The 11,215-nt window shown below is 55.3% G+C and carries 8 protein-coding genes, 2 tRNA genes and 1 pseudogene; 3 read left to right on the top strand and 8 right to left on the bottom strand.

Features of this window, described 5'->3' with window-relative positions:
- Positions 1 to 199, top strand: a pseudogene (locus tag K8V32_RS10460) (IS256 family transposase); the annotation flags it as partial.
- Positions 200 to 398: 199 nt separating this feature from the next.
- Here the strand turns inward: K8V32_RS10460 and K8V32_RS10455 are convergent.
- The 5 genes from K8V32_RS10455 to K8V32_RS10435 form a co-directional block, all read right to left on the bottom strand.
- A tRNA-Met gene (locus K8V32_RS10455) sits at positions 399 to 472 on the bottom strand.
- Between the two features lie 61 nt (positions 473 to 533).
- Positions 534 to 605: transfer RNA gene (locus tag K8V32_RS10450), tRNA-Thr, on the bottom strand.
- A gap of 82 nt (positions 606 to 687) precedes the next feature.
- Positions 688 to 2,493 carry a DEAD/DEAH box helicase gene (locus K8V32_RS10445; protein ID WP_524536729.1) on the bottom strand — a complete coding sequence of 602 codons (1,806 nt, stop codon included), beginning with the start codon at positions 2,491 to 2,493 and terminating at the stop codon, positions 688 to 690.
- 179 nt (positions 2,494 to 2,672) lie between these two features.
- Positions 2,673 to 3,851 carry a cystathionine gamma-synthase gene (locus tag K8V32_RS10440; protein ID WP_303906901.1) on the bottom strand — a complete coding sequence of 393 codons (1,179 nt, stop codon included), beginning with the start codon at positions 3,849 to 3,851 and terminating at the stop codon, positions 2,673 to 2,675.
- Between the two features lie 20 nt (positions 3,852 to 3,871).
- Entirely contained in the window at positions 3,872 to 5,395 is a 1,524-nt protein-coding gene (locus K8V32_RS10435) for a pyridoxal-phosphate dependent enzyme (RefSeq protein ID WP_303906899.1), read from the bottom strand.
- A 57-nt stretch (positions 5,396 to 5,452) separates the two neighbouring features.
- Between K8V32_RS10435 and K8V32_RS10430 the strand changes: the two genes are divergently transcribed.
- The gene (locus K8V32_RS10430) at positions 5,453 to 6,436 is read left to right on the top strand and encodes a DNA-3-methyladenine glycosylase family protein (protein ID WP_303906897.1); all 984 of its coding nucleotides are present in this window, start codon (positions 5,453 to 5,455) and stop codon (positions 6,434 to 6,436) included.
- Here K8V32_RS10430 and trxA read toward each other — a convergent pair.
- The 3 genes from trxA to K8V32_RS10415 all read right to left on the bottom strand — a co-directional run bounded on the left by trxA (position 6,433) and on the right by K8V32_RS10415 (position 9,336).
- Positions 6,433 to 6,816, bottom strand: coding sequence for a thioredoxin (gene trxA, locus K8V32_RS10425; RefSeq protein ID WP_303906894.1), 384 nt, complete (start codon positions 6,814 to 6,816; stop codon positions 6,433 to 6,435). The genes K8V32_RS10430 and trxA overlap by 4 nt on opposite strands.
- A 180-nt stretch (positions 6,817 to 6,996) precedes the next feature.
- Positions 6,997 to 8,337 (bottom strand): MFS transporter, encoded by a 1,341-nt coding sequence (locus K8V32_RS10420; RefSeq protein ID WP_303906892.1) that lies wholly within the window; start codon positions 8,335 to 8,337, stop codon positions 6,997 to 6,999.
- 186 nt (positions 8,338 to 8,523) lie between these two features.
- On the bottom strand, positions 8,524 to 9,336 hold the full coding sequence (locus K8V32_RS10415; protein WP_303906890.1) for a DUF1648 domain-containing protein: 813 nt from the start codon (positions 9,334 to 9,336) through the stop codon (positions 8,524 to 8,526).
- A 222-nt stretch (positions 9,337 to 9,558) separates the two neighbouring features.
- Here K8V32_RS10415 and K8V32_RS10410 point away from each other — a divergent pair, with 222 nt between their 5' ends.
- Entirely contained in the window at positions 9,559 to 11,211 is a 1,653-nt protein-coding gene (locus tag K8V32_RS10410) for an ABC transporter substrate-binding protein (RefSeq protein WP_303906888.1), read from the top strand.
- Positions 11,212 to 11,215: the final 4 nt, after the last annotated feature.

Raw genomic sequence — 11,215 nt, 5'->3', positions numbered from 1 at the left:
CAGCTGGCTGCTGTACTTGCGCACGGAAAACGCCCAGCAGCCATGGAAACTTGTCACACCAGACCACTGGGCAACCACCCAGAAACCCCGGATCGTCTCCACCACCAACAATACCGTCACCCCAGCGCTGTTCGATACCAACTTCAGCTGGGAAGACGGCAACGGCATCCAACACGGCTGGGCCGGCAGAAGTAACTAACCCCACCAACCACACCAGCCCGGAAACCACGATCACAAGACTGGTTTCCGGGTTGTTTTAACACCCAAAATCAGGAATCTATACACATATTTTGGGCCTTACCCCATCGATTTCATCTACACCCAAAAACTCGGTGTTTTTGATTAAATGATGCCGCCCCATGATTTGGCATATTGCCTAGTCATGGGGCGGTTTTTTGTAGCTGTGGGCGGATTCGAACCGCCGACCTCACGATTATGAGTCGTGCGCTCTCACCAACTGAGCTACACAGCCAAATCAGAAATCTGACTCTGGATAAAAATAGCCTGCGGAGCTCGCAGGCTATAGTTATCAGAGCCCCGACCGGGAATCGATCCCGGGACCTCCATCTTACCAAGATGGCGCTCTACCACTGAGCTATCGGGGCAACGAGATAAGACTTTACCAACAAATGATCAAAAGGCAAAATCGAAATACTCGTTTATGGCCAACGTCACGGTCTACGCTATTTAGCTATTAAACTCAGAACGTTTCTTGGCTTTTGACCAGCGTTGTTTTTTCTTCTGGCCTCGTTGCGACGGGTCAAAACCGCCACCGTGCGAGCCGCGAGAGCCGAAGGATTTCGGTGCACCGCGGTCAAGACGCAAGTTCAGTTTGCGGCCACCCACAATAGCGTTCTTGAGGGCTTCTTCTTGTTTGTGAGACAACTCCTCGGGCAGTTCCACCAACGAGAAGGTTGGCCGAATTTGGATATCACCGATATCGGAGATGTCGATGTTGCCTTCGTTCGCGATGGCGCCAACAATGTTGCCCGGGCCAACACGGTCTTTATGTCCAACAGCGATCCAATAAGTCGCCTGGCCTTCCTTGGAAGGACGCTTCGGACGGCTGCTCCGTTGACGTTCGCCCGATTGCTGTTCCTTACGACGGCCACGCATATTCATTGGCGGCAAGTCTGGTTCGTCCGCTTCCAACGGACGACCATCCTGAGCCATCATGGCCAAGGCTGCAGCAATGTCCACAGCTGCCACATTGTGTTCTTCAATGTAGTGAGCAATCAGATCCCGGTACACCGATAATTCGGATGATTCCGCGTGAGTCGAGATCGTTTTGGTGATTTCTTCGGCGAAAGCAGCCCGACGTGAAGCATTGACTTCATCCAAGGATGGCAACTGCATTTCCTCAACCGATTGTTTGGTTGCCTTTTCGATGGAACGTAGCAGGTAGCGCTCGCGAGGAGTCATCAACAGGATCGCGTCACCCTGGCGACCAGCGCGTCCGGTACGACCAATACGATGCACATAGGACGAGGTGTCGTGGGGAATGTCGTAGTTGATCACGTGGCTGATGCGTTCGACGTCAAGACCTCGTGCGGCCACATCGGTGGCAACCAGAATGTCGATACGACCAGCACGTAGATCATCAACAGTTTTTTCACGCAGGTTCTGAGGAATATCACCAGAAATCGCAGCCGCAGCGAAACCCCGAGCGATCAGTTTTGAGGTGAGTTCTTCGACCATGTTTCGGGTGCGAACGAAGGTGATGATGCCGTCGGTATCTTCGGTTTCCAGCAGGCGGGTCATGGCTTCAAGTTTCCATGGCTGTGCAACCTGTAAGTACCGCTGACGGATGTTCTGGGCTGGTTTTGACTGTCCAGCGACCTCGACCTGTGCTGGATCGTTGAGATAATCACCGGTGATGCGCTGAATCGCGCGCGGCATGGTAGCCGAAAACAGTGCGGTCTGCTTTCCTTCGGGAGCTTGCGACAGGATACGATCGACGTCTTCGGCAAAGCCCATGCGCAGCATTTCGTCGGCTTCGTCCAACACGAGATATTTCAGGTCGGATAGATCCAGGGAACCGCGTTCCAGGTGGTCGATAACGCGACCTGGGGTACCGACCACGATGGTTGCACCACGACGCAGGCCGGCAAGCTGTGGCCCATAGGAGGAGCCACCGTAGACCGGAACAACGGACACGGATGGAATGTTTTCGGCATATGAGGTGAAGGCTTCTGCTACCTGCAGGGCCAGTTCACGAGTTGGTGCCAGCACCAGGGCTTGTGGGCTGTCATAGCGTTGATCAGCCTCGGCCAAGTTGGACAGCACTGGCAGTGCGAAGGCCGCAGTTTTACCAGTACCGGTTTGGGCCAGACCTACCACGTCGCGGCCTTCTAGCAGAAGTGGGATAGTGCGTGCCTGGATAGGTGATGGTTTCTCGTAGCCGAGACCTTCCAAAGCTTTGGTGATCGGATCGGCAAGATTGAGAGATTCAAAAGTAATTTCAGTTTCGGGCAGCGAAGATTGTTCGGTCAAAAAGACTTCCTAGATTTCGTAAGGTGATGTAAGGATCCGGGTATATTCCTTGCATTGCACGCTACGGTCCACTCAACAGTCCCATTGACTGGAGTTGAAGGTTAAAAGGAAGAAGCCGGATCTGGCTGAACTCTCCCATTCTAAGCCAGATCCGGCAATTTCAATAATCGAGGTTTCGTTTACAGCCCCTGAAGTGCCTGCTCGAGGTCGCCGATGAGGTCGTCAAGGTCTTCAATACCGACAGAAAGACGGATTAAATTCCCTGGAACCGCCAACTCGGTGCCTTCAACTGAGGCGTGCGTCATAGCGGTTGGATAATTCAGCAGCGACTCTACGCCACCAAGGGATTCGGCCAGACGGAAAACATGAGTCGATTCCGCAACTTTACGGGTTGCTTCCACCCCCGCTTTGAACTGCACGGAGACCATGCCACCGAAACCTGACATCTGCTTTTTCGCAATCTCATGGCCAGGGTGATCTTCTAAGCCCGGGTAGTGCACTTTTTCCACTCCGGGGTGTTCGGTGAGCCACTGGGCAATGGCAGTGGCATTAGCCACATGACGGTCCATGCGAACGCCAAGGGTCTTCAGGCCACGGGTCACCAGATAGGAATCCAGTGGTGAATTCGAGGCACCAGCAGCATACTGTTGGAAGTTAATCGCATTGGCCAATTCTTCGTTCTCTGTCACCACTGCCCCACCGATCGTATCGGAGTGGCCGCCCATGTACTTGGTGGTCGAATGGACGACGACGTCGGCGCCCAGTTGTAGCGGTAACTGCAAGTACGGGGTAGCAAAGGTGTTATCGACAACCAACAAAGTGTCATATTCTTTGGCTAATTCAGCCAAAGCTGCAATATCGGCAATCTTCATCATCGGGTTCGTTGGCGTCTCAACCCACAGAATACGAGCTTTGGCTGATGCAAGTGCTTCGCGCACCTGATCGAGGTTGGACATGTCCACCACGTGGTGTTCCAGTTCCCAGGGGCCCAGCACCTTATCAAGCAAACGGTAGGTCCCACCGTAGACGTCGTTGCCAACAACCACCCGGTCACCAGGTTTGCAGGTTGCCATCAGTAACGCGGTTTCCGAAGCCAGCCCGGATGAGAAGGTGTAGGCGTATCCGGTGTCAGCGTTCCCGGTTTCTAGCCCCGCGATCTGTGCTTGCAGTGCATCTCGGGTTGGGTTGGTGCCGCGCCCGTAGTCGTAACCCTTGCGTAGTTTGCCAATGGCTTCCGGCGCGTAGGTCGACGACAGGTGGATAGGTGGCACAACAGCGCCGTAGACCGGGTCAAGTTCCTGACCGGCGTGTACGGCCCGGGTGTTGAATCCGGAGGTGTGTTTATCAATAAACGTCATGGAAGTGTTCTCCTGGGCTATCAGTTGGCGAGCAGGTGCATCAGAATATCGTGAGAGCTGACGACGCCGGCGATGTTTCCATCACGGGTCACCAGGGCTGCCGGGGCGGCATCTAAAATGGCTTTCACTTCAGCCACCGAGGTCATGTAGCCGACCATTGGCAGTTCAACCAGTTCGATCTCGGCCAGCGACGTCTGGCCGGTGATCATGCCGGCGGCCAGCTGATTCATCAGGTCTTGGACGGTGACTGCTCCACGCAATTCACCGATGCGGTACTGATCTTGGACCCCGCCCACCACTGGAATGGCGTCGATGCCGTAGCGGTTCATCGTCGAGATGGCATCGGCAACCGGGGCATCAATTTCTGCAATGACGACCTCAGGCAGTGAACCCGGCAGCCATTCTGCCTTGACAGCTAACAGTTCACCGATCTGGGCGTCCAATCCGGCCACCTGTTCGTGTGCGGTCTCTTGAAGCGGTGCAACCGGGCTCGTGCCGTCACGGTATGCAGTGCCGATACGCTGCGGGGCAACAGGTTCTGGCGCTTTAGTGTCGAAACCGTGTTCTTGCATCCAGGTTTCTGAAAAGATTTTGCCCAGATACCCGCGCCCCGAATCCGGCAGGATAACGACCATCAGGTCGTCTTCAGACAGGTTCTGGGCTTCTTTCACCGCAGCGGCAAGTGCCATACCCGATGAGCCGCCGGCCAGAATGCCTTCTTCTGCTGCCAGACGGCGGGTGTAGTGGAAGGCTTCGGCATCGGTGATCTCGTGGATCGAGTCCGGCACATTCGGATCATAGTTGCCCGGCCACATGTCTTCGCCAACACCTTCAACGAAGTATGGACGACCGGAACCACCCGAGTAGACAGAACCTGATGGATCAGCAACCACCACTTTGACCGGACCAGACTCGCGGTCTGCTGAGACTTCTTGCAAATAGCGGCCGGTTCCCGTCATGGTGCCACCGGTGCCAGCGCCGATCACCACGTGGGAAACCTGTCCGGCAGTGTCATTCCAAATTTCAGGACCGGTGGTCTCATAGTGCGACTCAGGAGCCGCAGAGTTAAAGAACTGATTGGGCTGATATGCGCCGTCGATGGCTTCTTCCAGTTTATTGGCGATCCCGTAGTAGGAGTTCGGTGACTCTGGGGCCACCGAGGTTTCTGATACCACAACATCAGCGCCGTAGGCTTTGAGCACGTCGCGTTTTTCTTGGGCTACCTTGTTTGGCGTAACAAACACAGACCGGTAGCCTTTTTGTTGTGCCACCATGGCCAAACCAACCCCCGTGTTGCCAGAGGTAGGCTCGACCACCGTTCCGCCCTTGGAGAGTTTGCCTTCGGCTTCTGCCCGTTCAATCATCTTTAGAGCAATGCGGTCTTTAATGGATCCGCCAGGGTTGAGAAATTCACACTTGACCAGGATCGTTGGTTTTAGATCCGATCCGATCGAGTTGAGTTTGACCAACGGCGTATTGCCAATGAGGTCCAGAATAGTTTCTGCGTACTTGGGGGCCGCTGACGTAGGCTGATTTTGGCTCATAATCACCACGCTACCTGCTCGGCGATTTCACGGTGTGTCAGGAGGTTATAAAACGCCATGAACTTCGTGCGCGAACCCGATTATTCTGATGTTCTGCATCCGGGTGTTGCCGTTGATCTCCCCGCCAATATGGCACCGCTGATTCGTGGCAAAGGTGACCCGACTGCAGCAACCATCAATGGGATCAGCTGGTTATCCTTTCAACCGGCAGCCACCGGTCCGGTAACCATCGCCATGGTCCACCCGAATTCGCCATTACATCCTGGTGCCATAAGGTATCACGTCTGGGCTCATGGTGATGACGACGCTATTCAGGCTGTTGTTCAACGCATGCCGGTACTGCTCGGAGTCGATGAGGCCGCACTGGCAGGTTGGGAAGCATTCGATAAGGTGCTGGCGCAAACTACCAAGCTCTTGCCAAAACCTATAGTCGCTGCACGACGTCGTCATCCAGGCATGCGTCTGATGGCTACCGGACAGCTCGTGGATGAATTATTAACCGTGGTGCTGGAGCAAAAGGTCACACAGCACCAAGCGCGGGCAACCTGGAGTTGGTTAGCCAAGACGTATGGGTCGGCCTCCCCTGCCGGCGACCCTGCACCGAAGCTAGCTCCTCGGCCCGAGACGATTTTGGATATCGCTTCCTGGCAATGGCATGCAGGCTGGGTGCAACCGTTTATGGCACGCACTTTGAAGACTGTGGCTTCCCGTGCCAGCGCACTGCATCGATTGGCGAATAAGCCGCTTGTAGATATTGCGAAAGGGTTGAATTCACTGCCCGGTATTGGGCCGTGGACGGTGGCAGAAACACTTCAGCGGACCCACGGGGCAGCCGATTACGTGGCGGTTGGTGACTATCACTTAGCCCACCATGTCGGCGAAGCACTGACGGGTAAACGCACCGATGACGCCGGGATGTTGGAGCTTCTTGAGCCCTGGGCTGGTCATCGACAGCGCATTGTCAGGCTGATGTATGCCTCGGGGATCCGCTTTTCGCGTTTCGGGCCGCGCATGACGGCTACCGATTTTCGGGATCGTTAGTTTTTATTTTGCTCGGCTTTGGCACGAGCTTCTTCAACCTGCTTGTGGACTTCTTCCATATCCAGTCCACGGACCTGCTCAATAAGACTGTCCAGCTGCTGAGCGTTGATGGCGCCGGGTTGGGAGAAGACCAGGACGTTTTCCCGGAAGGCCATCAGCGTTGGAATGGAGGAGATACCTGCCGCTGCGGCAAGCTGCTGCTGGTCTTCGGTGTCAATTTTGCCAAAGACGATGTCCTCGTGCTTTTGGGAGACTTCGTCATAGACCGGAGCGAACATCTTGCAAGGGCCGCACCAGTCGGCCCACCAGTCCACCAGGACGATGTCGTTGTTTTCAATAGTTTCTTGGAACGTTTCTTGGGTTAGATCTTTTGTTGCCATGAGGCCAGCATACTACTGGGGGTATAGCATGTATAGCGATTATCGCTGCATGACCATCAGTTGAGCGCGAACATCCGGTATGGCTACATTCCTGTCATGGCAGAAGGGACCTCACTACGTGCCGGTCCAAGCAAAGCAAAAACTCCGATGCTGCATCGGGGCAGAGACTACTGGAGACCGCTACCCGCGGGAGACCTCTGGCAGCCGTGCTCCGGCCACCACCCCGATGATGCCCATAGCCGCTAAGAACAGCAGCGGCCATGCGATGTGTACCAGCGCCAGCAGTGAGCTGAGGCCTCCCGTGACAAGCAGTATCAGGCCCATCGCTGAGTTCGAGACGGCAACATACACGGTTCGTTGATCTCCCTGGGCCATGTCAACGACGTAGGTTTTTCGGCCGACACGGACGCCCGTATGCATCAGTGTCACGGCGAAATATGAGACCACGAATAGTATATTTCCCCACCAGCTGTCAGCACTCACCGCGGGCAGCGCAGCGAGCCCCACCGTGACGATAATGACAGCTGAGGCCACACCCGCGCCGATACTCATCAGCTTTTTACTGGAGCGATCAGCGAAGCGTCCAAAGAGCCGTCCACCAATTAATGCTGCCAGCCCTGAGGCAATAATAAACCCGCCCAGTCCCGTCAGGCTGGAAGCACCTGCTTGCACCGATAACGTCACAATGAAGGGTGGGCTCAGCGACGATACAAGCAGCAGGCTGCGAACCGTGACAAAATCTCTAAACGGCTTGTCCCGCCGCAACAGGGTTGCCATCCGAACAAACGAATTTTTATGTTCAGACGCTGATTCGTTCGTCGTGCTCTTGGCAGACGCGGACTGTTCGTTGACTGGTTCCCGAATACCGACATAGACCGCGGCAACTGCAAGCCATAACACCACCCCAAGAGCCAGCAACCAGAACAATTGTTCAGCAGCAATATCACTTCCGCCAAGCAGTCTGATCACAAGACCCAGGGTGATAGCAACGAGTCCGGCCGCCGTGGTGGCTACGCCATTAATCTGGCCGCGTTCCCCTTTGGGCACTGTGCGGCCTTGAACATCCTTGGAGGAGATTGAGCAGAGGCAACGGCCCAAGGCGAAGATCGCTAGTGCTGCCACAATCATCAGACCTGCTGCCAGTCCTTCACCAAGGGCAGCGGTTCCAGCCATCACGGCGACCGCACCGGCTTGCACGAGAGCACCAGCAATAAAAACCCATTTACGGTACCGCACTCTTAACACCAACGGAGTGAGAAAAGCTTGCGGAAGCATTGAGCCTGCCTCCCGGATGGGCACCAGCACGCCGGTGAGTGCTGGCGGAACGCCCAGTACTGCAAACAGCCACGGCAAAACCGTCGAGGCGTTGACCACCTGATCACCCGAGGACTGCAACGCATTCGCCAGCACCAGTCGCAGCCCGTTCGGCGCAATGGTGTGTCTTCTATCGGCGGGTATTTCGTCTTCTGCCTCAGCATTGCGTCGGATCAGTACCGAATAGAGTCGCTCGGTGCTACTCACGATGTCACACTACTCACCGGACAAACGTGTTGAAGGTGCTGGTACATAGTGTGGATACTAGCCATCGTCTATATCTCCGGCCAGCACCGGCTAATCGGTTGGATAAGAAGACCTCGGTCTCACAGCAGTGCAGCCGCTGTGAATTGGTATCTGCCATAGTAAATATCTGTTCAGGGGTTCGGAAGCCTACTGAGCCGTCTCGCGCTGTCCGTAATAGTTCAAGAGGTTGGCCGCCGTGACAGCGTCTTGCGTACTGATCTCAAGGACTTGCCCGTTGGTCCGTGTGATCCTTAGACCGGAACCAGCACGGGTGATCAGTCCTGTTCCAGCACCGGAGATGCGCCATCCCCAGGTCGCGATCACCAGAATCACGGTGACAACAGCGATCACCAGACTGATCCACCCGGGTACAAGCGTCAGAAACCCAAGCACGCCGGCAATGGCGAGGAGGACAACGAACTGCACACCTGGATGCATCATTTCAACGCTGCGCCACGTCAGATCCTCCGGTGTACTCTGCGCCGATGAATGCTCCGGTGTTGTTTGGTGTGTGGCACTCGGTGCTGGGGTCGGCACCAGACCAATGCTGATACCCGCAATTGCCGCAAAGCCTAGTGTCATCCCCATTACCGACAGTGGAAACGAGGCCTCTGTTGCTACGGTGAGGCTGGATTGGCTTTTGAACAGTTCTAGCTGAAGCACCGATATCAGCACGACTGTAAACGCAGCCGAACCGGACAGAAACCGTCCCTGAAGCCCGGTCAAAAATTTCAGACGCAGGCCGAGAACAACCGCTATGACGACCACCAGATTGATCCCGGTGATTAAAGCAATGCTCGTGATCGGGGAGCTGAATCCGTCCGGATTGCCCTCAGCATCAAAGTGCGTCGCCATTGGGTCGGGCACTAGGGAGATCCATTGCAGTGGCCTTAGCGTAGCCACCACAGTCATAGCCACGAGCGGTAATAAGACGATGATCGAATACATCCGCCAAGTCATAGACCCGAAAACCCTCACTTCAACAGGGTGTTCAAGCACCCAAACAACGATCTCATAAACCGTAACATGCACTGCTACCAAGTGACATCGGACTCATCAGATCCCGGCAACTTGCAGAAAACCCATGGTAAACCGAAAGTGAATTTCGTTGGTACCGAACGTCGCTGTCGCATGTGACTTTTTACACGGCGCAACCGGTGCGCTGGTCGTAAAGTTATCGCTATGGCAAAATTCTCATCCTCACAACTGAAAATCTTGGCCACCGCCGCAATCGGTGGCCTGGCACTGGCTGGCTGTGGTGATAGTGGCTCAACCCAGGGCGAAGCATCCGGCGAACCGCAATCTGGTGGCACTCTCATTTATGCATCTGGCGACGCCGAACCCGATTGCTTGGATCCCCACTACGGCGGCAACTATCCTCAGGGCCTGATTTCAACCCAGTATCTGGAAACCCTGTTCACTAAAAATGAGGATGGCGAAACTGTCCCCTGGCTTGCCGAGAGCTCCGAGGTCTCTGAAGACGGTTTGACCCACACCATTACCCTGACCGATGGCATCACGTTCCACGATGACACCCCGCTGACTTCTGAGGCCATCAAAGCCAACGTCGAACACCTCCAGGACCCAGATACGGCGTCCTCGACCGGCTACTTGGCGGTTCAAAAGGTCGAAGAAGTTGAAATCGTCGACGATCTGACCGCCAATCTGCACCTATCGGCCCCAGATAACGCGCTGGAAGAATCACTGTCCATGCACTGGACCGCCATCCAGTCCCCCGATGCACTGGCTCGTGACGTACAAGAAAACTGCGAATCCCCGGTCGGCACCGGTCCGTTCAAAGTAGAATCCTGGGATCGTGAACAGCAGATCAATCTAGTCCGCAACGAAGATTATGTTCTGCCAGTGGAAGACTCTCAGCGCGAAAATGACCTGGCCTACCTCGATGGCATCACCTGGCGTCTCATCCCAGAAGCCGCAACCCGCTATGCAGCGCTACAGTCCGGTGAAGTCCACGTCATTGATAACGCCCAGCCAGACACTATTCAGTCTGCAGATAATGCCAACATCGGTCACCTGGATTCGCCACGGCCAGGTGCTTCGAACCGCCTCGAGCTGAACTCTTCGCAGGCGCCCTTTAATGATCCATTAGTTCGTGAAGCCTTTATTCGCGCTGTAGATGTTGACGGCGGTATCCAAGCCCTGTTCTTCGATACCGCACCACGTTCGCATTCGCTGCTGTCCTCGGTCGAACCCCTGGGTTCTTCCGATGATTCCCTGTTCTACCGCGACGTCGATGAGGCCAACGACCTGCTGGATGAAGCCGGCTGGACCGAACGCGACGAGGATAACGTTCGGATGAAAGACGGCGAACGCCTCGAGCTCACCATGCCGGTTTCCACGAACCAGTCGGTGCCCGCTGAGCAGTCCCTATTTGAACAGTTCCAAGCCCAGGCCGCTGAAGTTGGATTCGACATGCAGATCAACCTGTTAGATCTCTCCAGCTGGTACGCTGCCCTGGCCGAGCACAACTACAACCTGGTCTCCGCCCCGTACACCAAGGTCGGCCCATCGGTCCTACGAATCCTGTACCACTCATCGTCAATTGAACCTGCCCCATCCGGCTACTTCGCCAACAACGCCCAGGTCGATATCCCCGAGCTTGATGAGATTCTGGTTCGGGCCGAAGAAACCACCGACGACGCCGAACGTGCTGATCTTTACGAACAAGCACAGCAAATGGTGTTAGAAGACTTCTACGTCCTGCCGTTATATGACCAGCAGAACCACTTCCTCTATACCGCAGAAGTCCAGGGTATGGGCGAGACGTCGGCCATCGCTGCTCCTGAGTACTACAACGTCTGGCTCAACCAGTAAGTAG

Origin of the sequence: Enteractinococcus helveticum (assembly GCF_020742345.1) — a bacterium.
Lineage (GTDB): Bacteria > Actinomycetota > Actinomycetes > Actinomycetales > Micrococcaceae > Yaniella > Yaniella helvetica_A.
Note: the sequence above shows the minus strand (reverse complement) of the source record. Positions and strands in the feature narration are given on the sequence as shown.

Bases quoted from the DNA above. Each gene is read 5' to 3' on its own strand.
- K8V32_RS10415 (WP_303906890.1), bottom strand. From the start codon at position 9,336: ATGACTTGGCGGATGTATTCGATCATCGTCTTATTACCGCTCGTGGCT.
- K8V32_RS10410 (WP_303906888.1), top strand. From the start codon at position 9,559: ATGGCAAAATTCTCATCCTCACAACTGAAAATCTTGGCCACCGCCGCA.
- K8V32_RS10440 (WP_303906901.1), bottom strand. From the start codon at position 3,851: ATGACGTTTATTGATAAACACACCTCCGGATTCAACACCCGGGCCGTA.
- trxA (WP_303906894.1), bottom strand. From the start codon at position 6,816: ATGGCAACAAAAGATCTAACCCAAGAAACGTTCCAAGAAACTATTGAA.
- K8V32_RS10430 (WP_303906897.1), top strand. From the start codon at position 5,453: ATGAACTTCGTGCGCGAACCCGATTATTCTGATGTTCTGCATCCGGGT.
- K8V32_RS10435 (WP_303906899.1), bottom strand. From the start codon at position 5,395: ATGAGCCAAAATCAGCCTACGTCAGCGGCCCCCAAGTACGCAGAAACT.